The following is a 23,850-nucleotide window of genomic DNA, read 5'->3' as shown; positions in this document are numbered from 1 at the left end:
TGCCATGGAGGCCTTGCGCGCTGTCCTGGAATTCATCCAGAAGTTCATGCAGGAGCCGTCCCTCTTCCTGGGGCTGATCGCGTTGCTGGGCTTCCTCCTGCTCCGGGAGCGGGTCGAGCGGACGATCTCCGGGACCCTCAAGACGGCCATCGGGTTGCTCATCCTCTTGGCAGGGGTCAACCTCATGGTCCAAGCGCTGCTCCCACTGGGGGAGCTGGCCGGGAAGACCCTGGGCCTGCCGCCGGTCCAGATCCAGATCGGGACCCAGAAGATCATCAGCGAGCTCGGGATCCAGATCGGCCTGGTCATGCTCTTCGCCTTCCTGATCAACGTGCTCCTCACCCGCCTCCTCAGCGGCCTGGGGTTTAAGTATATCTACCTCACCGGTCACCTGATCTTCTGGAACGCCGTGATCTTCGTCTCTGCCTTCCGGTATGCCCTGGGGCTGGAGGGGGCGGCCCTGGTGATCGTGGCCAGTCTGTTCACCGGCCTCTATCAGACCATCCAGCCCTGGTATACCCATCGCTTTGATCTCTTCGTCAACGAGGGCAGTGGGTTCGTCCTGGGCCACTCCTCTTCCCTGACCGTCCTGGTGACGGCGTGGCTGTCGCGCCTGCTGTCGGGGGGAGGGAAGCGGCGGGTGGGGGACATGGAGGCCCTCCGCTTCCCGCGGGCGCTGGAGTGGTTGCGGGAGCCCATGCTGCTGATGGCGGCTACCTTCTTGGTGGTCTACCTCATCATGGCTGCCCTGAACGTAGGCTTCGTGGTGGAGGCGGCGGGCAAGGCGGGCAAGCATCCGATCATCTGGGTCCTGTTGCAGGCCCTCAACTTCGCCGCCGGCTTCGCCATCCTGATCATGGGCGTGCGGATGATCATCGCCGAGCTGATCCCCTCCTTCAAGGGTATCGCCGAGCGCATCGTCCCCGGCGCCATCCCCGCCCTCGATTGCCCCCTCTTCTTCCCTTACGGCCAGGTCTCCATGGCCTACGGCGGCCTGATCGGGATGCTGACCATGGTCCTGGTCTCCCTCCTCTTCGCCGCGGGTCGTTATCCGTTCTTCATCTTCGCCCCCACCATGTCCGTTTGGTTCCACGGGGCCACCGCCGGCGTGTATGGGAATAAATACTGGGGGATCCCAGGCGCCATCCTGGGGGGCGTAGTCGCCGGAGTGCTGATGGGCGTGGGGCAGGCGCTGATGTGGCCGGTGCTGGGCTTCGCCATCGGCGATTTCTTCAGCTGGGCCTCGGACACGGATTACGTGCTCTGGCCCCTGCTGATCGCCCTCATCGGCCGGATCCTGGGCCGTTGAGCGCATCCGAACCGGAGGCTTCCCTCGGGGGCGTCTCGGCCTGCGCGGACGGATGGGAGGGGCGGGCGGAAAGCCCGCCCCTCTCGTTTTTCATCCGAGTCGCTGAAGGGCGAGGCGGAGGACGGAGACGATTTGGGCGACGATGGCCTCTATGAGGGCGGCTCCTTTCTCTGCCGTGGCCAGGGTGGGGTCGCCGAGGACGCCGGTGCGGGTGATCTCGGTCCAGGGGACCGGGCGGTAAGGGAAGTCGGGGGGGAGTCGGGGTTCCTCTCGGATCATCCGATCCAGACGCACGTGTTCAGGGGCGACATAGAGGACCATAGAGGTCTCGATCTCATCGGCGTGGAAGTAACCGCCGGGCAGGGGGCGGGAGGTGCAGATCCGCGTGGCGGCCTCGCCGAGCCCGGGGTAGGTGAAGACATACATCACGGGGCCTTGGAGGGCGTGGAGGCGACGGGCGGCCGCCTGGAGGGCGGCTCCGTTGCCGATATGGCCGTTGATCACCGCCAGGATCGCCGCCCCCTGCCGCTGGAGGCTGAGCCCCAGGTCGACCAGGAGACCGCTTAGGACCTCGTTGGAGATGGAGAGGGATCCGGGGAAATCCTGAAGGGACCAGACCTGGCCATAAGGGAGGAGGGGCAGCAGCACGCCTCCGACCTGTTCGGCCACCCGCTCGGCGATGGCTTGGGCCAGCAGGTTGTCCGTGCCCACTGGGAGATGCGGGCCGTGGGCTTCCAGGGCTCCGATGGGCAGGATGGCCAGCCGACGCGCCGTCAGGATCTGACGCGCCTCTTCTCCGTTCAGATGTTCGTAGCGCACCAGGGACATCACAGGCCTCCCCGGAAGGATCGCCTTTCAGTTTACGGGATCCGGCTGGTTGCCACGCGGCCTTGCACTTCACCGGAAGGTCTATCGCTGGATGCTCATTTTGTGGAGCTGTAAGCCGCACCGGCATCAAGGAAGCAATGAGAGCATGCGGCGCTCCTGTCTCACAGCCGGTTCGAATCGATGGTCCTCGGCTTCTTGCTCTCTGCCTGCTTGATGCAATACTACGCGTAAAGATCGTTTCTCCTCTAACTTGCCAGGAGGTGGCCGGATGGGAGGATCACGCCGCGTGGTGATCAAGTCTTCGGAGTTCCTGAGCGGCGCTCCCATGGAGCGCATGCCCGGCGTGCGGGACTGGAAGGTGATTTACCCGGAGACAGGCTTTCCCACCAAGACATTGATCATGGGGATCGTGGAGATCGATCCCGGTGCGCACACGCCCCTGCACCGGCATAACTGCGAGGAGGTCTACTTCGTCCTCCAGGGTAGGGGTTACATCGAATCGGAAGGAGAGCGTTACGAGTTCGAGGCGGGGGATGCCATCTACAATCGTGAGAACACCGCCCATCGCGTGTTCAACACCGGGACGGAGCCGGTGCGCCTGTGCGTGGTGGCGGGCATCATGCTGATGGGATTGCTCCCTCAGTGGCCCACCCCAAGCCCGTATGAGATCCTGGAGTGAAGGTCTGCATCTCTCCGGGTCGCCGGAGCCGATCCAACAAGCCCGGATGTGAGCGCTTGACCCGGGAGGCGGTTGAGGGGCGGATCGAAGATTCCACGCATACAGATCCCACACATACAAAGCATCGCGGGAGGTGAAAATGTCCCGACTTGGGATCGCCTGTGTGCAGCTGGAGGCCCTCGGGCTGGAGCGGGCGGAAGAGGCCCTGGAGCGGGCGCTGCAGGGCGTGGAGGAGGCCGGACGCCACCGGCCGGATCTCATCCTGCTGCCGGAGTGCACTTACCCCGCTTACTATCTCCACTCGTTAGAGGCTTATCATCGCGCCGAGCCCCGTCCGCTGGAGGAGGTCCTCCGTCTGTTCGGAGAGAAGGCCCGTCGGCACCGGGCCTATGTGGCGGTGGGCCTCGTCCGCCCCCATCCCTCCGGGCGGCTGCGCAACTCAGTGGCCCTCATCAATCCCCACGGCCAGGTCCTGGGCTTCCACGACAAACTCTTCCTCTGGCACTTCGATCGAGAGTGGTTCGATCCCGGCTCCGAACTGCCGGTTTTCGATCTCCCCTTCGGACAGGTAGGCCTGATGATCTGCGCCGACGCCCGCATGCCGGAGATCCCCCGCACCCTGGCCCTGCGGGGCGCCCGCCTGATCCTGGACGCCACCGCTCTGGTGACCTCCACCGGGGCCCCCGAGGCCCGGACCAATCCCCAGGTGACTTATCTCCTGCCCGCCCGGGCCCTGGAGAACGGCCTCTGGATCGCCTGGGCGAACAAGGTGGGGGTGGAGGCCGAGAGCATCCTCTATTGCGGACGGAGCGGCGTGGTGGGGCCGGACGGCGCCTATCGGGCGCTGGGGAGCCCGGATCGCGAGGAGATCGTGCTGGCGGAGGTCGATCTGGCGGCGGCGCCCGGCCCCCGCGCGCGGCCCTCCACGCCAGCACTGTGGTGGAACACGCCGGGGGAGGCGCTCCCGGTGGCCCGGCGGCTCCGGGAGCCGATCCCAGCGGATTCGATGTATCTCCGGGTCGGCATCCTCCAGCTGAAGCCCTATGAGGATCCGGAGGCGTGGCGGCGACGGGTGGAGGAGCTGGGCGAGCGCCTGATCCGCCAGGGGGCCTCCCTTCTGATCCTGCCCGGCATCCCGGAGGGGTGGGAGCGCGCCCCGGCCTATCAGCAGACGACAACCCTCGACGCCCTCCAGGCCCTCAGCGCCCGGCTGGCCTGCGGCCTGATCGCTCCCCTGGTGGATGAAGGGCATGTGGGGATCCACCTTATCGACCGCGGGCAGGAGATCGCCCGCCGCCGCGTCGGGGATCCGCCGCGGGCGATGGAGACGCCATGGGGTGGCCTCGGGGTGCTGGGGTCGGAGGAGATCTGGGCGCCGGAGATCGCCCGCAGCCTGATGGCCCAGGGCGCGGAGCTGCTGATCTGGCTCCCCTCCGCCCGTCGGGCGACCGACGATCTCCTCGCCCGAACCCGGGCGGATGAGAACCGGGTCTTCCTGGTGCGGGCCTCCCCACTGTTCGGTGAGCCCAGTGCCCCGGCTGCCGTCTTTGACCCGCTGGGGCAGCCCCTCGCCACCGGCCTGCCGGACCGCGAGCAGGGGATCCTGGCCTCCCTGTTCCGTCCCCTGACCCGCCATAAGGAGATGGCCCCTGGCTCCCATATCGTCTTTGACCGACCTTCCGTGCCCTCCCCGCATCCTGCAGGTTCCGGGGCAGGCGGGTAGGGAGGCGTAGGGGCGACCAGCCGGTCGCCCCTACCTCGTTTCGGGGATCTCCAGCAGGTCCCAGGCCAGGAGGAGGGCGGCGGACCAGGTGAAATCTCCGATTCCCAATCCTTCCCCAGTGCGGGGGTCGTAGTATTCCCAGAACCCTGAGCGAGCGACGAGGGCAAAGGTGTCGGCGCGGATCTGCTCGGCCAGGTCGACGAACCCATAGCGCCGCAGGCCGTGGGCGATCAGGGCGTTGAGGTTGATCCAGATCGGCCCCCGCCAGTAGCGTCGGGGCTCCCAGCCGGGCTCGGCCTTGCTCACTGTAGGGACCAGATAGCGCGTCCCGCCGTCCGGGGCGAAGGCCTCCGGGTTCGTGAGATAGCGCGCCACCATTTCGTGGGCCTGCTCCGGCGTGGCCAGGCCTGCGTAGAGGGCCAGGAACCCGCCCGCCGCGATCACCGGGATCCGGGCCTTCGCCACCGCGTCCCAGTCCAGGAAGAACCCACGCGCCGGATCCCACAGATAGGCCTGAAAGGCGGCGCGGCCTCGCGCCAGCCACCCCTCGATCTCCCCTGTCGGTTCGCCCAGCTCCGCCGCCATCGTCCAGAGGGCCTCCTCCGAGCGATAGCGAAGGGCGTTGAACAGGATGTCATAGACCCGGAAGGAAGAGGTCTGGACGCCGCTTTCCCCGTAGCGATGCGATCGCAGATGGAGGATCAAGGCCAGGAAGCGGTCGTAGTCGGCGGAGCGGGGTCGCTGCTCCTCGGGCACCCAATGGGCATCGGCTCGGCGATAGGGCGGCAGATCCCCCACCGGCACCCGGGCCAGGGCCGCGTCCCACAGGGGGCTGTTGTCCATCCCGGACTCCCAGGGGTGCACCAGGACGCTCAGGCCCATGCCCTCGGGGTCCCGAGCGGTGTGCAGCCACCGGTGATACGCGTAGAGTGCGGGGAAGGCTTCCCGGCGGAAGGCTGCCGCGCGCCCTCGATCGGGATCATAGCGGGTCAGGATCTCGACCACGAAAGCCAGGACCGGGGGCTGGGTGATGCCGGAGGTGGGGAGCTCCGCCGGGGCTTCCGAGGCCAGATCGGAGCGCCAGACATCGGCGCCCGGAAAATAGGCGCTGGGCCAGTCGTAGAAGACTACGTGGGGGAGCATCCCGTTGCGCCACTGCCCCCGGAGGGCGGCCCGGATCTCCCGGTAGGCCCGCTCGTAATCCCCTAAGGCCGCCCAGCCCAGGGCGGCGAACCCGGCGTCCCACAGCCAGAGGTGGGGATACTGCCGGGGGGAAGGGGCGGTGAATGTCCCCCGATCGTTCCGCCGCAGCACCTCTTCTGCCGCCTGTCGCAGGTCCTTCTGAATCATCAAGCCCTCCTGTTGATAGGCCCTTGCAGGACCGGAGAGCGCGGAGGGGTGGAGACCCGCCTCATGCTTCCTTCCTTGACAAGTCCAAAATTTTGTATATCATTATAACAAAGTTTTGATGGTTGGAGTAAGGAGTGGGGGCACGTCGGCGGCTGGATCCCGCGCTGGGGGTCCCGCTTCACGAGCAGCTAAAGCAGCTCCTGCGGTCGGAGATCTTGGGGGGTCGGCTCCGGCCGGGGGATCGTCTGCCCACGGAAGCGGAGCTTTGCGCCCGTTATGGGATCAGCCGGGCGCCGGTCCGTCAGGCCCTGGAGGATCTGGCGCGGGAGGGTCTGATCCTCCGTCAACGGGGGCGGGGCACCTTTGTCGCCCCTCGAAACGGGGGGGCGAGTTCTCCATTGGTGTTGCGGGTGGTGATCTCCCACCCCCGCTGGCGCATCCCCCTGGATCTCGCCGTCGCCCGCTGGAATCAGCAACATCCAGACCAGCCGATCGAGCTGGCGGTGGAGCAAATCCCTTTCCTACAGTTGCGGGGAGCGCTGATGGAGGCGGTGGGGAATGGCGGGGCTCCTGATCTTTCCATCCTGGATTCCGCTTGGCTGGCGGAGTTCGTGACCCTTCGCCATCTACGAGCCGTCGGGGAGATCGATCCGGCCTGGGAGGCCCAGGCGCTGGCCACGCTGATGCCGGGCCCCCGCTCGGCGTGGGTCTTCGAAGGACACCTGTATGGGATCCCCATCAGCATGGATGTCAGCGTCCTGTGGGTGCGGCGGGATCTGCTGGAGGCGGAAGGGCTGCGCCCGCCGACCACCTGGGAGGATCTGCTCCGGGTAGGGGCTCATTTTCGGCAACCGGAGGTCCGCCGGCGTTACGGCCTGGGCCCTTATCCGCTGGCGATGGTGGCCGGCCGGACGGGCGGCGAGACCACCACCTATCAAACGCTTCCCTTCCTCTGGGCGAATGGGGGCGAGCTGGTGAGCGGGGGTTGGGTCCTGCTGGATCAGCCGGCCACTTATGAGACGCTGGCCTTCCTGCGGGCGTTGATCTGGGAACATCAGCTGATGCCCCCCGAGGTGACCGCCTTCCATCGAGAGCAGGCGGCTCTCTGGCTGGCGGAGGGGCAGGTGGTGATGGCCGTGGGAGGCACCTATGAGGCGGATTTGATCCAGCAGGCGGCGGGGTGGGATGAAGCGACCTTCCTGGAGCGCCTCATGGTCCTCCCCATCCCGGCAGGGCCTCATGGGCGTCCGGCCGGTTTGATGGGCGGCATGGCGTTCGGGATTTATCGGCAATCCCGCCATCCCGAGCGGGCCCTGGCGCTGTTGCGACAGGCCGTGGAGGGGGAGCCTTTGCGGGCGTTCGCCCGCATGACTGGGCGCCATCCTCCCTGGATCCACGCCCTCTCCCATCTGGCCGGGGAGCGAGGAGGGTTCCTGGCGCGGACGCAGCGTTGGGTGGAGCAGGGGCGGCCGCGCCCCTCCCTGCCGGCTTACGCCCGGGTTTCGGAGGAATGGCAGGCGCTGGTGGAGGACGTACTGCTCGGCCGTCGTCCGCTGGAAGCGGCGGTCCCGAGGGCGGCGGAGCGGATCGCTGCCCTCACGGGTTATATGTTGCCGGAAAGCCATCTGTTCCCACATTGAACGATCAGGAGGTGGATCATGCGTACGCGAAGGCTCTGGGCCCTCTTCACGGTCGCCCTCATCCTGTCCCTCGCCTGCCAGCCGGCGGCACCTCCCACGCCGACTCCCACCGCTCCGCCTCCGCCGGCGGCGCCCTCCCCCACGCCTCCTCCGCCCACGCCCACCCCGCCGCCCAAGCCGGTCCTCTTCCTCTCCACCCAGCTGCGGCCGGTGGAGGAGGCGGAGAAGATGCGCAACGTGATCCTCAAACCCTTCGGCGCCCCTGTGGAGTTCATCCCGGAGGACGAAGGCCCCTTCCACGATCGGATCCGCGCGGAGATCCAGGCGGGCAAGGTGACGGTGGATGTGGTGGGGGCGTTGCATGGTAACTTCGTCACGCTCCTCAAGGACAACGCCCTGGAGGATCTCACCCCGCTGATGGAGCGCCTGAAGGATCGTCCGATGATCTCCCAGTTCGCGGAGCTGGGGAAGCTGGGCACGGATCGCCAGTATTGCATCCCGTGGATGCAGGCCACTTATATCCTGGCGATCAACAAGAAGGCGCTGGACTACCTGCCTGCGGGCGCGGATGTCAACGCCCTGACATGGGATCAGCTCCGACAGTGGGGGGAGAACATCCATAAGGCGACAGGGGAGCGCCGTCTGGGGTTCCCCCTGGGTCCCAAGGGCCTGATCCACCGCTTCGTCCAGGGCTATCTGTATCCATCCTACACCGGCGCCTTCGTCACAACGTACAAGAGCCCGGAGGCGGTGGAGATGTGGAAGTCCTTTAAGGCCCTCTGGGAGCATGTCAACCCACAATCCACCACCTATGATTTCATGCAGGAGCCGTTGCTGGCCGAGGAGGTGTGGATCGCCTGGGATCACACGGCCCGGTTGGTGAACGCCTTCAAGGAGCGGCCGGAGGACTTCATCGCGGCCCCCGTGCCGGCGGGCCCCAAGGGACGGGGCTTCATGCCGGTGCTGGCCTGTCTCGGGATCGTGAAGGGCGCGCCAAACCGGGAAGGGGCGGAGGCGTTGATTGAGTTCCTCACCCGGCCGGAGACTCAGCTGACCATCCTCCGCGAGGTCGCTTTCTTCCCGGTCCTGGACATCCCCATGCCGGCGGATATGCCCGCTCATGTCCGGATCGAAGGCGAGGCGGTCGTCAAGCAATCCGGGGCACAAGATGCGATCCCGGCGCTGTTGCCGGTGGGCCTGGGCGGCAAGGCCGGCGAGTTCAACAAGGTCAACCGGGACACCCTGGAGCGCATCGTGCTGAAGGGTGAGGACATCGAAAAGGTGCTTCAGGAGGAAGCGGCCAAGCTGCAGGCGATCCTGAACGAGACCGGCGCCGCCTGCTGGCCACCGGATCCGCCCAGCACCGGACCATGCCAGGTGCGGTGATCCGGGGATCGCGGTCGGGGGGCAGGCCGAGGGTCTGCCTCCCGACCTTCAGGGAGGCTGGGGTGAGTCGGTGGTGGAAAGTCGAAATCGGGTTGCCGCTGGCGCTGTTGATGCCGGCCATTCTTTTCCTGGGGCTGTTCATCGCTCTCCCCAGCGTCCAGGCTCTGTTGCTGGCCGCCCAGGCCCCGGATGGCTCCTGGTCCGGGGAGCCCTTCCGCCGCATGCTGGCGGACACCCGCTTCATGCCCGCCCTGCGCAACACGCTGGTGCTGATCGCCCTGGTGATCCCCCTGCAGCTGGCTCTGGCTTTGACCATGGCCTTGATTGCGCAGTCCCGGCGCCGCGGCGCCGGATTTTTCCTTTACGTGTATGCGATCCCGCTGGCCATCTCGGAGCTGGCGGCGGGGCTGGTCTGGCTGGCCATCTTCACCGAGCGGGGATATCTCAATGTCGTCTTGCGCGCCCTGGGGTTGATCCAGCGTCCCATCATCTTTCTCTCATATGAGCACCCGATCGGCATCCTCCTGGCGGTGGTGATCGCGGAGGTGTGGAGGGCCACGGCTATCGTGATGGTCACCCTGGTGGCGGGGTTGCAGATGATCCTGGGCGAGTACTGGGAGGCGGCGGAGGTCTTCGGCGCGAACCTGGCTCAGAAACTGCGTTACGTGGTCCTGCCCCTGCTGCGGCCCAGCCTGCAGGCGGCCCTGATCATCCGCACCCTTTTCGCCTTCCAGACCTTCGCCGTGGTGGTGGCCCTGGGCGGGGGGGTCCTGCCCGTCCTGGCCTCAGAGGCCTACGTCTGGTATGCGGGGGCCCATAACCCCCATGTGGCCGCGGCGTATTCGCTGATCATCCTGGCCCTGTCCGCTTTGGTGACCGGCTTTTATCTCTACGTCCTGCGGGTGCGCCCGGAGGAGATGGGGCGATGAAGCGGGGATCCCGGATGGCGGACCTGCTCTGGTATGGGGGGGCAGCGCTTTTGGCCCTCTGGGTGCTGGCCCCGATCTACCTGATCGGGCTGCTGGCCTTCAGCCCGCGTATGGCCGTGTATCGCTGGCCCCGTCCCCTGCTTCCGCTGGAGTTCTCGGTGGAGACCATGCAATTCTTCGTGAACGCCACGGGGACGCTGGCGGCCACGCGCAACAGCGTGGTGGTTGCCCTGCTCACGATGATCCTGTCCCTGGCCCTGGGGGCGCCGGCGGGATACGCCCTGGCTCGCTTCATCTTCCCGGGGCGGGAGGCGGTGCGCATGGGGATCCTGATGACCCGGATGTTCCCAATGGCGATCCTCTCCATCCCCCTGGCGGTGACCTTCATCCGCATCGGCCTCTACGACACGCCATGGGCAGTGGCCCTGGTCCATACCGCTATGGCCCTCCCTTTCGTCATCCTGATCACCTCCAGCGTGTTCATGGCCATCCCCCGCGATCTGGAGGAGGCGGCCATGACCCTGGGCTGCAGCCCGCTCACCGCCTTCCTTCGGGTCTCCTTGCCTCTGGCCCTGCCTGGCCTGGCTGCCGCCAGCCTCTTCACCTTCGTGATCTCATGGAATGAGGTCTTCGCCGCCACCATCCTGACCCTGCGGCAACGAACGTTGCCGGCCCTGGTCCTCACGGTCCTCAACGAATCGCCCCTCTACTTCCGGTTCGCTGGGGGCTTTTTCATGGTCGCCCCCGCCATGATCATCCTTCTCATCATCCGGCGTTATCTCTTCAATCTTTGGGGGGTCGTCAGCCGCTGAGCCGGCGCCCCATATTCGGGGGTGAAGACCATATGGCACGTGTGCGTCTGGAGCGGATCCGGAAGACCTTCGGGAAGGTCATTGCGTTGCGGGACGTCTCCCTGACGATCGAGGATGGAGAGTTCTTTGTGCTGCTGGGGCCCTCCGGATGTGGCAAGACCACCCTGTTGCGCTGTGTCGCCGGCCTGGAGCGGGTGGATCACGGTTGTATCTTCATCGGAGAGCGGGAGGTCACCGGGCTGCCTCCCCGCCGTCGAAACATCGCCATGGTATTCCAGAGCTATGCGGTTTTCCCCCACATGAAGGTTTACGACAACATCGCCTTCGGGTTGCGCATGCGGCGGGTTCCGGAGGCGGAGGTGCGGCGGCGGGTGGAGCGAGCCGCGACGATGTTGCAGCTGGAGGGGTTGCTCGACCGGTATCCCGCCCAGCTCTCCGGAGGTCAGCGGCAGCGGGTCGCGGTGGCCCGGGCCCTGGTGATGCAGCCGGATGTGCTGCTGATGGATGAGCCCCTCAGCAATCTGGACGCGCTGTTGCGGTTGCATGCGCGGGCGGAGCTGAAACGGCTCCACCAGGAGACGGGGATGACGATCATCTATGTGACCCATGACCAAGTGGAAGCGATGAGCCTGGGGGATCGTATCGCCGTGATGCGCGAGGGGGAGATCGTCCAAGTCGACACACCCATGCGGATTTATGAAGCCCCGGCCACGGTCTTCGTGGGCGGGTTCATCGGGAACCCGCCGATGAATTTCCTGCGTGGGGTGGCGGAGAATAGCGAGGGCGGGTGGAGTTTTGTCCTGGAAGGATATCGCCTCCCCATGCCCGAGATCCCCGGGGTCGTCCCCCAGCAGCCGTTGTTGTTAGGCATCCGGGCGGAGCACATCCGCATCGAAGCGTCTCCGCAGCCATGGACGGTCCCCGTTACGGTCTCGGTCGTGGAGCCCCTGGGGGCTCAGGTTCTGGTGACCGCCTACCTGGGCTCCCAGACCTTGAAGATGACGCTGCCTCCGGGACGCGCGGTGGAGCCGGGTCAAACCCTCTGGCTGTCCTTCCCCCCCGAAGCGGTGCGCTGGATGGATGCCCAAAGCGGTCAGGCTCTTCGATGATTGTCTCCGGATCCGGCGCAGCCTCCTTGGGATCGCCCCCTCGACGCTCAGGAAATTCGCCCTATAGTTTAGTTATGGAAGGATCTCTACAGCATCCTGGCCCTCTATGGCAACCCCTTCCAGGGTTTGACCCCGCAGCCGGGCGACCCGGTGGTCCGGCCCCAGGCCGGTAAGCTCGGACCGGAAGTAGCAAACCAGGTCCCCGATCCCATCGCCGTTGAGGTCGCCGATCAGACTGTCGCAGCCAACCACAGCGCTCTCCCCGCCCGTGGCTCCAAAGTGCAGACGCCTTCGATCCACCTCGGCCAGCGGGATGAAGCCCGAGCTGGAAAGGAGGGCCACCGGGATCAGGGTGTGGCTTCCGGGATGGATGCGGTTCGTGGTGTCCCCCGGCATCACATCGATGCGGATGCGCAGCAGGGGACATATCTCCTCCAGCGGCCCGGTCAGCCAGGGCCGAAACGCCACGTTGTCTCCTACCGCATCTCCGCCTCCCCCCGAGTTCCGCAGATCATGGCGGGGGCCGTTTTCGTTCCCCCACCAGTTATACTCTGCTCGCATCACCAAGCCATCTGTTGCGGCGTTCCGAGCTCCTGTGCGATTGCCAACGATCTGATTGCACCGGAACATCGTCTCGATGGCCGGGAACGCAGGCTCACTATGGAAGACGATAGCCACCCCGTTACGGGACAGGGTGTTGCGCTCCACCCGTGTGGCGGGCGAGCGATCCACCGTGATGCCGTTCCCCGGGTTATCATGGATCTGGTTACCTCTGATAACCGTCCAGTAGGCAGCCCGGTCGCGGGCCAGGCTCCGAACCAGGATCGCGTGGCTGAAGACGTTAAGGATCTCATTCTCGACGATCTCATTCCGTTCCGCCACCCCGTTGCCGACATCTCCCCCGTGCACCTCCACCCCGATATCCGCAGGGCCTGTTGGCCCCCGGCCGACGAGGCGGTTGCGGCGGACCGTGTTGCGATCGCCCCCCACCCAGATAAGCCGGTGAAGATGGACGGGATGGGGCGGGCCAGCCGCCGTGTCCTGGATCACCAGCCCCTCCAGGACGTTGCCGTCCCCCAGGATCCACACCCCGGCCGGGTCCAGCTCCTCAGGCAACAGGATCGTATCGGGGCTGGCATCCACCGCGGATCCGTCCACAGAGCGGACGGTGAGGTAATTCCGATGGATGGTGATCTGTTCCCGATACACCCCGGGGCAGATCCGGATCTCATCGCCATCCTCGGCCGCCTCGATGGCCGCCTGGATGCGGATGTAAGCCGGGTCGGGGCCATCACAGGAAGAGGCGGCCGCCCCCACCGTGCCGTCATCGTCCACCCAGAGCGTCCGGGCGTTCGTCCGCGGGTCTCTGGAACCCATGACCAGGATCAGGTAGGCCGCTCCCACCACCATGATCAGCGAACACACCGTGCGCAGCATGCGCGCCTCCTGGGAGGGGTTCGAGGACCGGGAGCGCCAGCCTGTCTCCGCGATCGATTTCTTAGAGGTCTTAGAAAAACAACGGCGTTGGATCGCCGTATATCAAGGGTTAGAAATACGGTCTGGGGAGGTGCTCTCCAGGGGAGCCGCATGGCCCTTTCGTTCGGGCCCGGGGTTCCTTTGCTTCCTGCGATCCGGTTTAAACTTAAGGAAGAGCCCCGGGACCGGCCCGCGGGGAGGGCGGGGAAGGGGGCTCTTGGCTCAATTCGGATGTTCTGGAGCGCTGAGAGGAGACGATGCTCAAGCAGATCCTGGGGAAAATCCTGGGCGAGCCGTCGGAGCGCTGGCTGCGGCGCTGGGCGCCTCTGGTGGAGGCCATCAACCGCCTGGAGCCGGAGTTCGAAGCGCTGACGGATGCGGAGCTGCGGGCGATGACCGACCGGTTCCGGTCGCGCATCGCCGAGGCCATTTCCCATCACCGAGAGGCCTACCGTCAGGCCCACCTGGCCTGGCTGGTCGAGCGCGACCCCCAGCGGCGCACCCAGCTCGAATACGAGGTCCGCCAGCGTCTCTCCGAGCTGCGCCAGGCGGAGGAGGCTATCCTGGAGGAGATCCTCCCCCAGGCCTTCGCCGCCGTCCGCGAGGCCTCCAAGCGGACCCTGGGGCTGCGCCATTACGATGTGCAGCTGCTGGGTGGCATCGCCCTGCATTTCGGCAAGGTCGCCGAGATGAAGACGGGTGAGGGGAAGACCCTGGTGGCCACCCTCCCCCTGTATCTAAACGCCCTGCTGGGCCTGGGCGCGCACCTGGTCACCGTCAACGATTACTTGGCCCGGCGCGACACCCGCTGGATGGGCCCGATCTACCATCTGCTGGGGCTCCGGGTCGGGTTGCTGCAGGCGGGGGAAGGCAACGCCTATCTGTATGATCCGGATTACACCGGGGGGAAGGAGGACTTCGCCCAGCTGCGCCCGGTCTCGCGCAAAGAGGCGTATCTCGCCGACATCACCTACGGGACGAACAATGAGTTCGGCTTCGATTACCTGCGGGACAACATGGCCTTCACCCTGGAGGCCCGGGTGCAGCGGCTGGAGCGCCCCCACCGCTATGCCATCGTGGACGAGGTGGACAACATCCTGATCGACGAGGCGCGCACGCCCCTGATCATCAGCGGGCCGGCGGAGGAAGCGACGGAGGAATACATCCGCTGGGCCCAGATCGTCCGCCAGCTGCGACCCGGGGACTACGAGATCGACGAGAAGCATCGCACAGTGCACCTCACCGATTCCGGCTACGACCGGGTCGAGCAGCTGATCGGCAAGCCGCTCTTCGACCCGGAGCGGCCCGAGGAGCTCACCCCCGAGCAGATGAAGATGATCCACCACCTGGAGCAGGCCCTCAAGGCCCAGTTCCTCTACCATCGCAACCGCGATTACATCGTGCAGGGGCGCCAGGTGGTGATCATCGATGAGTTCACCGGCCGCCTCATGCCGGACCGCCGCTGGTCCGACGGCCTCCACCAGGCCATCGAGGCCAAGGAGGGCGTCCCCATCCGCCCGGAGAACGTCACCTACGCCACCATCACCATCCAGAACTACTTCCGGATGTATGAGAAGCTGGCCGGTATGACCGGCACCGCGGCCACCGAGGCGGAGGAGTTCCAGAAGATCTACGGGCTGGACGTGGTGGTCATCCCCACCCACCGCCCGATGATCCGCATCGATCATCCCGACGTGATCTATCGCACGAAGGAGGCCAAGCACCGCGCCATCCTCCGCGAGATCGTCCGCATGCATACCCTGGGCCGGCCGGTCCTGGTGGGCACGACCTCCGTGGAGGCCTCGGACTACCTGAGCAAGCGCCTGCAGGGGGAGGGTCTGCGCTGGCTGGCCCTGGTCGATCTGGTGAAAGACGCCCTGCGGCGTGGTGAGACAGGATCGAAAGGTGAGTTCTCCGAGGAGGAGCGGGCGCTCCTCAACCAGCCGCCGGACAAGCTCCCCCTCGGGAAGCTCCGATCCTGGGCGCGGGCGATGGGGCTGGATCCCGACCCGATGGCCCCGGCCAACCTGGAGCGCCTGGCCGCCCTGTGGGACGTGGAGGACAGCGATCGGTTGCGGCGGGTCCTGGAGCGGGGGATCCCCCATGAGGTCCTCAACGCCCGCCACCACGATCGGGAGGCCCGCATCATCGCCCAGGCCGGTCGGGTGGGAGCGGTGACCATCGCCACCAACATGGCCGGGCGCGGCGTGGACATCAAGCTGGGCGGGGAGCTCCCCGAGGAGGTGCTGGGGGACGTCAACCGCGTCCTGCGCCGAGCCGGCTTCAACCCCTACGAGATGACCTTCGAGGAGCGGGCAGAGGCCCTGCGCCGGCTGGACTCCTCCCAATACGGGCTGTATGGCGAGGCGGTGCGGCGCTTCCTGGAGCACATCGAGGGGGAGCGCACGGTGAAGGCCCTGGGAGGCCTTCACGTCATCGGCACCGAACGCCACGAGGCCCGCCGGATCGACAACCAGCTGCGCGGCCGCGCCGGCCGCCAGGGAGATCCAGGGTCCTCCCGCTTCTATCTTTCCCTGGAGGACGACCTGCTGCGGCGGTTCGCCGGGGACCGGCTACGGCGTTTCATGGAGCGCGTGTGGGAGGATGAGGACGAGCCTCTGGAGCACCCGTGGCTGAACAAAACCATCGAGGAAGCCCAGCGGCGGGTCGAGGGCTACAACTTCGATATCCGCAAGCATCTCCTGGAATACGATGACGTCCTCAACCGCCAGCGGGAGCTGATCTACAGCCAGCGCCTGCGGCTGCTCCTGCGGGACGATCTGCACGACGACCTCTGGGCGATGGTGGAGGCGGAGGTGGATCGCCGCCTCCGGCAGATGAAGCCGGGAGAGGGGTGGAAGGTCATCGAGTGGCTGGACAGCATCCAGCCGCCGATGGTGCTGGGCGATGGGCGTTTCCTGCCTTCTTTCGGTCTGGCGCTGCTCCTGGAGCGCCTGAGGCTGGATGGCAATGTGGCCGCGGAGGCCATGGCGCTGCTGCGGGAGGCGGCCCAGGCGGCCGCCGCCCACTGGGCCGAGGCCGCCGCTCGCGCCGTTCAGGCCGTGGCGGACCGCAGCCGTGAGGCCCTCTCCGATTGGGTGGAGACCGCCGAGCGCGCTTTCGAGGACTGGCTTCAGGAGAGCCAGGAGAGTGGCCAGGCCCCAAGCCTCCGAAGCCTCCTGGAGCGAGTGCGGGAGCTCACCGGCCTGGAGATCCGTTTAGAGGGAATGCGAGCAGCGAGGCCGGAAGAGGTGCGAGCGGCCTTGACCGAAGCGGTGCAGGAGGCCGGCCATCGGGCCCTGCGGATGCAGGCCATGGCCGCCGCCGCCCGCCGGGTCGGGATCGGGTTCACGCTGAACGAGGCCGATCTTCTGGAGTCCTCCTGGGAGGATCTGGCGGAGATCATCCGGGAGGGCGTGCAGGCCGAAGCCCAGGCGCGCCTGGAGGCGCATCTGCGGGAAGCCGAGGGGCTCCTGACGGAGCGCCTGAACGGGCAACGAGATGCAACGGCCCTGGCCCAGGCCCTGTGGGAGGCCCAGTTCACCCGCCAGACCGCGTTCGACGCGCGAACTCATCAGCGGGTCACCTACGCCCAGGTGGTCTTCCCCCTGTCCTATCTGGCCGGAAGGCTGTTCGAGGAGATCCCCGAAGCGGAGCGAGGCCCCCGCATTCTGGAGCACCTGCACGGGGTCCTGGAGGCCCGGGAGGAGGAGCTGGGCCGGACGACATGGGCCTCCGTGGCGGATCAGCGGCCGGTTGATCTGGAGGAAGCGGCCCGTCTCAGCCTTCAGGCCTGGCTGGGAGAGGCGCGCTGGGAGGCGGTGGCGGAGGTTCCCTTCCGCCAGTGGGACCCTGCGCTTCAGGAGGAGGCCCTCCGGTTCTTCGGACGCCGGGCCTTCTCGGCGGCGGCTCGTGACCTGCTCCTCAGCCTGATTGGCCAGCTCTGGGTGGAGTATCTCACGGCCATCGAGAACCTGCGGCAGGGCATCGGCCTGGAGGCCTTCGGTCAGCGGGATCCCCTGGTCGAATACAAGCGCCGGGCCTTTGAGATGTTCCAGGATCTCCTGAACAACATCCGCGCGGAGACGGTGCGCCGGCTCTTCCTGATCGTGCCCGCGGGCCAGGCCCTGGCCCGGGAACGCCGGAGTGCCCCGGGAGCCCGGGCCCGCGTGCAGGCGGAACCGGCCTCCCGCGCCATCGGGCGCAACGATCCATGCCCGTGCGGAAGCGGCAAGAAATACAAGCACTGCCACGGCCGCCCCGGCGCCCCGCCGTTGCCCGGAACCGCACCGTCGCCCCGCCCGACCTCCGAACCCCGCCGTCGATGATCGTCACAAGCGCAGGATGCGTGGGGCCGAAGGCCTTCACGCCGATGGAAATCGGCCTTATAAGGCGCTGCGCGCCGGGCGTCGGACTTCGCCGACGTAAAGGATTTTTTTCGGTCGGCGCAGGCCGACTGTTGGCCGAAGGCCCCTTGAGGTCGAATTCATTCGACGCATCAGGCCAACCGTCGGCCATAGGCCTTCCGGGGTCCCATTCCTTCGACGTCGCCTGCGTTGCCCGGCCCGAAATGCGCCTTCCTGGCGATCTCCCCAACGGACTGGGCGTGGGCGCACTCGGGATCGTTGCTTGTGGGGATAATGGATAATAGACGGGAGGGAACCGCTGAAGGCGCGTGCTCCGAATGTTCCCAAAATACAGGGGATGGGGAAATGAAGGCGCAAGGGGCACATTCCTCTGATCCGGTTCTCCGTGTGGATCTGCGCACAGGCTGGCTTTACCCCGGCAGATCCGCCCTCGCTGGATGGATCTTCGGATCAGCCCCCCGTCGGCGGCTGCGGGTGGAGGAGGCCATCCTGCGGCTTTCGCCTGCATGGTCTGTCCTGGAGGAGGCCGCCCGCACGGGCGAGCCGCGGGAGGGCTATCTCTGGCTGGCGCCGATGGCGTTTCCATGCCGTTTTATTGCCACGATGGGACGCTCCCCAGGGGCGCTTCGTCTACAGCTGGACCCGTTAATCCCTCCAGACCGCCTCGCCCACTGGGAGGAGCTCGGCGAGCCTCTCTACATGCTGGATCCAGAGGGCCGGATCCTGTGGGCGAACGCCGCGGCCTCCCACTTCTGGCAGCTCCCCCGATCCCAGTTCCTGGAGCGCCCGCTCTGGGAGTGGGCAAGCCTCGCTCAGCGTCAGGCCCTGGCGGAGGCCTGGGTCCATGTCCTCCGGGAGGGTCTCCCGGTGATCTGGGAGGTTGTGCTGGGGCCCGAAGGGGAGCGCGGACAGGCCCGCTGGCTGGCCACTCCGATCCCCGGCGGCGGATTGATCCGGCAGACGAGCCCCGGCGCGGAGGAACGCCTCCATCGGGAGCTCTCCCAGAGCCTGGGAATGCTGGCGGAGCTGAGCGCGGAGCTCCACGACTCCCGGTCGCTGCTCGCTCGCGCCCTGCATCTGCTGATGGAGATGTGGAAGGCGGACCTGGGGGCGGCTTATCGGGTGCACGGCCGTCGGATGAAGCTGGTGATCGGCTTCGGTGTGGGCGAGGCCTTCCCCGTCCGTTTCGGCCAGCTGGAAATGGATGAGCCGACCTACGCCGCCTTCCGGGCGCATCGCTACGCCTGGTATATCGAAGATACCCGCACCGCGATCCTCGCGCCGATCACCCGAGAGGTGGTGGAGAGCCTGGGGGTTCGCACCCTGGTGATGCTCCCCCTGCTCCATCAAGGGGAGACCATCGGGCTGCTGGCCTTCGGCTATCGCTGGCCCCGACCCGCCCATCCGCTGGAGCGGGACCTGCTGACGCTCCTCAGCCATCAGATCGCCATGCTCCTGGTGATGGCCGAGCGCCTGCGCGTTACCGGCATCGAGCGGGACCGCTACCAGCAGGCCCTCGCCCAGGTTGCTGAGATCAGCCACGCGGTGGCCGGCCTCTCGAAGCTCGAACCGGAGTTGCCCCGGTTGATCCAGGAGGCCTTGGGCCGTCTCGTCGAAGGCCTGGGGTTCGCAGGCGGATGGCTGGATCTGCAGGATGGGGAAGGACAGGGCCGCTACAGCCACGGCTTGGCCCCGGAGGTCGTTGAGGAGTGGATGCGGGCGCTCCCGCCGCAGACGATCGATGCGGTCCTCCGGGAGGGTCAGGCTCGGACGATTCCCTTGCCGTCCGGCACTCTGATCCTGGCCCCCCTCCGGGCCCGGGAGCAGACCATCGGCCTGCTGGGCCTGAGCGCCTCGGGCTCGGGCGGCTGGCTCGCCTCCGAGCCCCGGCTGATCCTGGCCCTGGCCGACCAGCTGGGCGCGATGCTGGAGGCCGCCCGGATCACCCTGCAGGAACGCCGGCGGGTTCTGCGGATGGGCCGGCTGAGTCGAGGGATGGCGGCCCTCGCCGCGGAGACGGAGCCTGAGGGGATCCTGAGCCGGCTGGCAGCGGTCGCCCGGGAGCTCGTGGAGGCCCAACGCGCCGAGGTCTGGGTGTGGAGCGCCACAGGAGGCCATCGAGCCCGGCTGGCCGCCTCGGATCCCCCTTCCGATCCGGCCCGCCCTCCGGGGGCGATGCGCGCGGTTCTGGAGGAAGCAGGGGCGGAACCCCAGGCTATCGTCCTGGATGGGGAGCCCGCCTGGCGGATCCCCCTGCGCTATGGCGAGCGATCCCTGGGGGTCCTCCTCCTTTTCCCGGAACCCGGGCGGGATCTTCCGGATGAGGAGTGGGAAGCCCTCGGCTTGCTGGCTTTCCACGCAGCCATCCTCTTTCAGAACGCTGCGCTGTATCACGAGGGCCAGCGGCGGCTGCGGGATTTAGGGGCCCTGGTGGTGGGCGCCGCCCTGGCCGCCTCCACCCTGAGCACTCAGGAGGTCCTCTGGCAGGCCGCCCGCCATCTCGCCGGCGTGCTCCAGGTGACCAATTGCTCGATCTCCCTCCTGGATCCCCAGGGGGAGTCCCTGGTGGTTCAGGCGGATTACACGCCCCCGGAGCGACAGGCGGAGGATCCCTCCCTGCCGGAGGTCGGCCGGCGGTATCCCCTGGCGCAGTATCCGGCCACGACCCGGCTGCTTCAGGTAGGGGAGTTCATGGTGATCCGTATGGACGACCCGGAGGCGGATCCCCACGAGAAGGCATGGATGCAGGAGTTCGGGTATCAGACCTGTCTGATGCTCCCGCTGTGGGTGCGGGGCCGCGCCATCGGCCTGATCGAGCTCAGCGACGTCCGGTTGAGGACGTTCACGGACGAGGAGATCCAGCTGGCCCGGGCCCTGGCGGATCAGGTGAGCGTGGCCTTGGCTAACACGATGCTCTATGAAGCGGAGCAGCGCCGGGCGGGGCTGCTCGAGGCGTTGAGCCGGATCACCCGGCCGCTGACGGGAGCCTTGCGGATCCCGGAGGTGTTCGAGACGGCGGCCCGGCAGATCGTGGCCGAGATGGGGATCTGCGACGGGGCCGTTCTCTTCCGGGTCAGCGCGGACCGGGCGCATGTTGAGGTGGCCGCCTCCGCCGGCCTGCTCTCGGAATACCTTCCCGCCGGGGACCTTCGGCCGATGGGCGGTGTCTTGGCCTGGAGCATCGAAAACGATGCGATCGCGCGCATCATGGACGCGCGGCGGGATGAGCGTTATCAGCCCTTCGTGCCGGAGGAGATGGATCCGGTCCGCTCGCTGGCGGTCATTCCCCTCCACCTGGAAGGGATGGTGCTCGGAGCGCTGGTGCTCTTCTCGGTCCACCCCGAGACGTTCCTTCCGGAGGATGAGCCGATCTTCCAGTCCCTGGCCGATCACATCGGCCTGGCCCTGCACAACGCCCGACTGTATGAAGACTCCCAGCGGCGGATCGCGGAGCTCACCACCTTGCAGGAGGTGGCCGCTCAGGTCACCTCCACCCTCGATCTCCATCATGTGCTCGAAACGGTGGCCCGGCGGCTGCTGGAGCATACGGGTGCGGATCGGATTTACATCCATCTCCGGGATGAGGCCGGGGAGCGCTGGCGCGGCGGGATGACGCTCGCCCGGGAAGGGGAGCTCCGGTGGGAGGCCCCTCCTCCTCGCCCCGGGGGGGTCACGGAAACGGTGTGTCGAACCGGGCATCCTCTGATCATCCCGGATGCGACCGTCCATCCCTTCTTCCAGGATGCGGAGGCGCGGACGTGGAGGGTGGGGGCGGTCGCGGCCTTCCCCCTGCGTCACGCCGGCCGGATCATCGGGACGCTCCACGTGGTTTTCGGGGAGCCCCGACTGTTCCGCGCGGACGAGCTCCGCTGGCTGGGCACGGTGGTCGATCAGGTGGCCGTGGCCATCGCCAACGCTCAGCTCTACGAGGCCGCCCGCCAGCGCCTCGCCGAGCTGGAGATCCTGCGCCAGGCCTCCGAGATCGCCGTCCGCTCGATGGATTTCGAGACCCTAGTCGAGCAAACTTTGAAGATGCTCCAGGAGATACCTGCCTTCCGCTACGTTGCCCTTTTCCTGGCTCATCCGGTGGATCCTCACATCCTGGTGCGGTATCGAACCGGGGAGCGGGCGGAGGAGGCGCGGCGGGTGTCACAGGTGCGCCTCGGGGAGGGCATCGTCGGGCGGGCGGGAGCCACGCGGGCCCCGGTGTGCGTCCCGGACGTGCAGGCTGATGCGGGCTACCTTCCCTCCATCCTTGAGACGCGCTCCGAGCTGGCGGTTCCCCTGCTCGCAGGCGACCGCCTGGTCGGAGTCCTGGACGTCCAGAGCCCGGAGCCGGGGGCCTTCCGGGAGGAGCACATCCGTCTGCTCAGCGCTCTGGCCGGCCAGCTGGCCATCGCCCTGGAGAACGCCCGGCTTTTCCAAACGGTGCGTCGCCGCCTGAACGAGTTGACGATCCTGTATGAGGTGATCACCGCGGCGGCGGTGACCCTGGATCCGGACCGGGTCGTCCGCCAGGCCCTCGCGGCCATCCAGCGCACTCTGGGCTTCGAGGCAGTGGAGTGCTTGTTGCTGGAGGAAGGGACCGGGGCGCTGAAGAGCATCGGACATTACGGCTTCTCGGAGCAGGCCCTTCGCGTCCCCCTGACGGTTGAGCAGGGCATCTGCGGGCGGGTCGCCCGCACCGGGATGCCCGCCCTGGTGCCGGACGTGCGGCAGGATCCAGACTACATCGAGGCGGAGCCCAGCACCCGATCCGAGCTGGCGGTCCCCTTGAAGATTGGCGAGCGCGTGATCGGCGTGCTGAACGCGGAGAGCCCACGGCCCAACGCCTTCAGCGAGGAAGATCTTCGTCTAATGACCGTCCTGGCGGGCCACCTGGCGGTGCTGCTGGAGAACGCCCGCCTCCATCGCGAGACCGCCCAGCGCCTCCGGGAAGTGACTACCCTTTATGAGTTCGCCCGCCGCATGAGCACCACCCTTGATTTGGGGATCTTGCTGGATTCCGTGGTCACGACCTTGCGGGAGGTGCTCCGCTGCCGGGCGGCCAACATCATGTTGCTGAACCCCAAGACGGAGATGCTGGAGATCCGGGCGGCCGCCGGGGTGAAGGACCGCTGGCGGCGGGAAGCCCGCCTGCGGATCGGGGAAGGGATCGCCGGACGGGTGGTTCAGGAGAAGCGCCCGATCTACGTCCCCGATACCCGCGAAGATCCTCGCTTTGTGGTCTTCGACCCTTCGGTGCGCTCCATCCTGTGTGTTCCCCTGATCGTGGGGGATCGGGCCATTGGGGCCCTCTCAGTCGATGATGAGGTCCCCCATGCGTTTCAGCCGGAGCACGAGCGGCTGCTCACGGTGGTGGCCGCCCAGGCTGCCGCGGCCATCGAGAACGCCCGCCTCTTCTACGAGCTGCGGGTCCACGCGGAGGAGCTGCGCCGGGCCTATGAGGAGCTCCAGGAGGCGGATCGCCTGAAGGACGAGATCGTGCAGAATGTCTCCCACGAGCTGCGCACGCCCTTGACGTTCATCAAGGGGTATGTGGATCTCCTGATCGATGGCTCCATGGGCCCGCTGACGGAGGCCCAGCGGGAGGCCCTGGGGATCATCGCGGAGAAGACCAACCTCCTCACCCGGCTGGTGGGGGACATCGTCACCCTGCAGCGGATCGAGCGGGGGACGTTGGCCTTTGAGGCAGTGGATATCGTGAGCCTGGCCCGCGTCTCCATCCAGGGTTTCCAACTCACGGCATCCCAGTCCAATCTGGAGATCCTCCTGGAGGAGCCCGGCGGGCCGCTCGTCGTGTGGGGCGACCGGGAGCGGCTTTCCCAGGTCCTGGACAACCTGTTGCACAACGCGGTGAAGTTCAGCCCCAATGGGGGGCGCATCACAGTGCGGGTGGTGGATCGCGGAGACCACGTGGAGGTCTCCGTTCAGGACACCGGCATCGGCATCCCGCCGGATAAACTGGATCGGATCTTCGAGCGGTTTTATCAGGTGGACGGCTCCACCCGGCGGCGGTTCGGCGGGATGGGGCTGGGGTTGGCCATCGTCAAGCGGATCGTGGAGGCCCACGGGGGACGGGTCTGGGCGGAGAGCGAGCTCGGCAAGGGGAGCACTTTCTACTTCACGATCCCCAAGCCGCCGGCCGTGGCCTCCGACGAGCTGCTGGAGTTCCTCTTCGGGGAATCGTAAAGGCTGTGGCGGTCCAGCGAATCCACCCCATGGCATCCTGTGAAAAGGCA

At 67.0% G+C, this 23,850-nt stretch carries 13 protein-coding genes; 10 read left to right on the top strand and 3 right to left on the bottom strand.

All coding sequences use genetic code 11. The features are described from left to right. The first annotated feature begins 4 nt into the window (after nt 1-4). Entirely contained in the window at nt 5-1,309 is a 1,305-nt protein-coding gene (locus tag CFB18_RS14560; RefSeq protein WP_088572525.1) for a PTS transporter subunit IIC, read from the top strand. A 90-nt stretch (nt 1,310-1,399) separates the two neighbouring features. On the opposite strand, the gene CFB18_RS14555 is transcribed toward CFB18_RS14560, so the two are convergent. Then, nucleotides 1,400-2,137, bottom strand: a complete 738-nt coding sequence (locus CFB18_RS14555; protein ID WP_088572524.1) for a creatininase family protein — start codon at nt 2,135-2,137, stop codon at nt 1,400-1,402. Between the two features lie 268 nt (nt 2,138-2,405). Between CFB18_RS14555 and CFB18_RS14550 the strand changes: the two genes are divergently transcribed. Both CFB18_RS14550 and CFB18_RS14545 read left to right on the top strand, forming a co-directional pair. Further along, entirely contained in the window at nt 2,406-2,816 is a 411-nt protein-coding gene (locus tag CFB18_RS14550; protein ID WP_088572523.1) for a dimethylsulfonioproprionate lyase family protein, read from the top strand. A gap of 139 nt (nt 2,817-2,955) precedes the next feature. Then, a complete protein-coding gene (locus CFB18_RS14545; protein WP_088572522.1) occupies nt 2,956-4,539 on the top strand; it encodes a carbon-nitrogen hydrolase family protein in 1,584 nt (527 codons plus the stop codon). Between the two features lie 30 nt (nt 4,540-4,569). On the opposite strand, the gene CFB18_RS14540 is transcribed toward CFB18_RS14545, so the two are convergent. Further along, nucleotides 4,570-5,889, bottom strand: coding sequence for an amylo-alpha-1,6-glucosidase (locus CFB18_RS14540; RefSeq protein ID WP_088572521.1), 1,320 nt, complete (start codon nt 5,887-5,889; stop codon nt 4,570-4,572). A gap of 134 nt (nt 5,890-6,023) precedes the next feature. On the opposite strand from CFB18_RS14540, the gene CFB18_RS14535 reads away from it, so the two are divergent. The 5 genes from CFB18_RS14535 (at nt 6,024) to CFB18_RS14515 (ending at nt 11,765) form a co-directional block, all read left to right on the top strand. After that, nucleotides 6,024-7,529, top strand: a complete 1,506-nt coding sequence (locus CFB18_RS14535; RefSeq protein ID WP_088572520.1) for an extracellular solute-binding protein — start codon at nt 6,024-6,026, stop codon at nt 7,527-7,529. A gap of 18 nt (nt 7,530-7,547) precedes the next feature. Next, nucleotides 7,548-8,915 (top strand): ABC transporter substrate-binding protein, encoded by a 1,368-nt coding sequence (locus CFB18_RS14530; RefSeq protein WP_088572519.1) that lies wholly within the window; start codon nt 7,548-7,550, stop codon nt 8,913-8,915. Nucleotides 8,916-8,977: 62 nt separating this feature from the next. After that, nucleotides 8,978-9,844 carry a carbohydrate ABC transporter permease gene (locus tag CFB18_RS14525; protein ID WP_200808245.1) on the top strand — a complete coding sequence of 289 codons (867 nt, stop codon included), beginning with the start codon at nt 8,978-8,980 and terminating at the stop codon, nt 9,842-9,844. Further along, entirely contained in the window at nt 9,841-10,656 is an 816-nt protein-coding gene (locus CFB18_RS14520) for a carbohydrate ABC transporter permease (RefSeq protein WP_200808244.1), read from the top strand. The genes CFB18_RS14525 and CFB18_RS14520 overlap by 4 nt, the downstream gene beginning before the upstream one ends. 32 nt (nt 10,657-10,688) lie before the next feature. Then, complete coding sequence (locus tag CFB18_RS14515; protein WP_088572517.1) at nt 10,689-11,765, top strand: ABC transporter ATP-binding protein; 1,077 nt, start codon at nt 10,689-10,691, stop codon at nt 11,763-11,765. Between the two features lie 72 nt (nt 11,766-11,837). Here the strand turns inward: CFB18_RS14515 and CFB18_RS14510 are convergent, their stop codons facing one another. Beyond that, complete coding sequence (locus CFB18_RS14510) at nt 11,838-13,202, bottom strand: right-handed parallel beta-helix repeat-containing protein (RefSeq protein WP_088572516.1); 1,365 nt, start codon at nt 13,200-13,202, stop codon at nt 11,838-11,840. A 296-nt stretch (nt 13,203-13,498) separates the two neighbouring features. On the opposite strand from CFB18_RS14510, the gene CFB18_RS14505 reads away from it, so the two are divergent. Together CFB18_RS14505 and CFB18_RS14500 are read left to right on the top strand one after the other, a co-directional pair. Next, nucleotides 13,499-17,569, top strand: coding sequence for a preprotein translocase subunit SecA (locus CFB18_RS14505; RefSeq protein WP_088572515.1), 4,071 nt, complete (start codon nt 13,499-13,501; stop codon nt 17,567-17,569). A 384-nt stretch (nt 17,570-17,953) separates the two neighbouring features. Beyond that, the gene (locus CFB18_RS14500) at nt 17,954-23,800 is read left to right on the top strand and encodes a GAF domain-containing protein (RefSeq protein WP_159461794.1); all 5,847 of its coding nucleotides are present in this window, start codon (nt 17,954-17,956) and stop codon (nt 23,798-23,800) included. Nucleotides 23,801-23,850 lie beyond the last annotated feature (50 nt).

The organism is Thermoflexus hugenholtzii JAD2 (assembly GCF_900187885.1).
In the GTDB taxonomy this organism is placed as follows: Bacteria; Chloroflexota; Anaerolineae; order Thermoflexales; family Thermoflexaceae; genus Thermoflexus; species Thermoflexus hugenholtzii.
The sequence above is the reverse complement of the archived record's forward strand: the minus strand, read 5'-3'. Positions and strand labels throughout refer to the sequence as shown.

Excerpts from the sequence above, each read along its gene's own strand:
- CFB18_RS14510 (WP_088572516.1), bottom strand. The coding sequence starts at position 13,202 with ATGCTGCGCACGGTGTGTTCGCTGATCATGGTGGTGGGAGCGGCCTAC.
- CFB18_RS14530 (WP_088572519.1), top strand. The coding sequence starts at position 7,548 with ATGCGTACGCGAAGGCTCTGGGCCCTCTTCACGGTCGCCCTCATCCTG.
- CFB18_RS14500 (WP_159461794.1), top strand. The coding sequence starts at position 17,954 with ATGAAGGCGCAAGGGGCACATTCCTCTGATCCGGTTCTCCGTGTGGAT.
- CFB18_RS14545 (WP_088572522.1), top strand. The coding sequence starts at position 2,956 with ATGTCCCGACTTGGGATCGCCTGTGTGCAGCTGGAGGCCCTCGGGCTG.
- CFB18_RS14560 (WP_088572525.1), top strand. The coding sequence starts at position 5 with ATGGAGGCCTTGCGCGCTGTCCTGGAATTCATCCAGAAGTTCATGCAG.
- CFB18_RS14550 (WP_088572523.1), top strand. The coding sequence starts at position 2,406 with ATGGGAGGATCACGCCGCGTGGTGATCAAGTCTTCGGAGTTCCTGAGC.
- CFB18_RS14555 (WP_088572524.1), bottom strand. The coding sequence starts at position 2,137 with ATGTCCCTGGTGCGCTACGAACATCTGAACGGAGAAGAGGCGCGTCAG.
- CFB18_RS14520 (WP_200808244.1), top strand. The coding sequence starts at position 9,841 with ATGAAGCGGGGATCCCGGATGGCGGACCTGCTCTGGTATGGGGGGGCA.
- CFB18_RS14540 (WP_088572521.1), bottom strand. The coding sequence starts at position 5,889 with ATGATTCAGAAGGACCTGCGACAGGCGGCAGAAGAGGTGCTGCGGCGG.
- CFB18_RS14505 (WP_088572515.1), top strand. The coding sequence starts at position 13,499 with ATGCTCAAGCAGATCCTGGGGAAAATCCTGGGCGAGCCGTCGGAGCGC.
- CFB18_RS14515 (WP_088572517.1), top strand. The coding sequence starts at position 10,689 with ATGGCACGTGTGCGTCTGGAGCGGATCCGGAAGACCTTCGGGAAGGTC.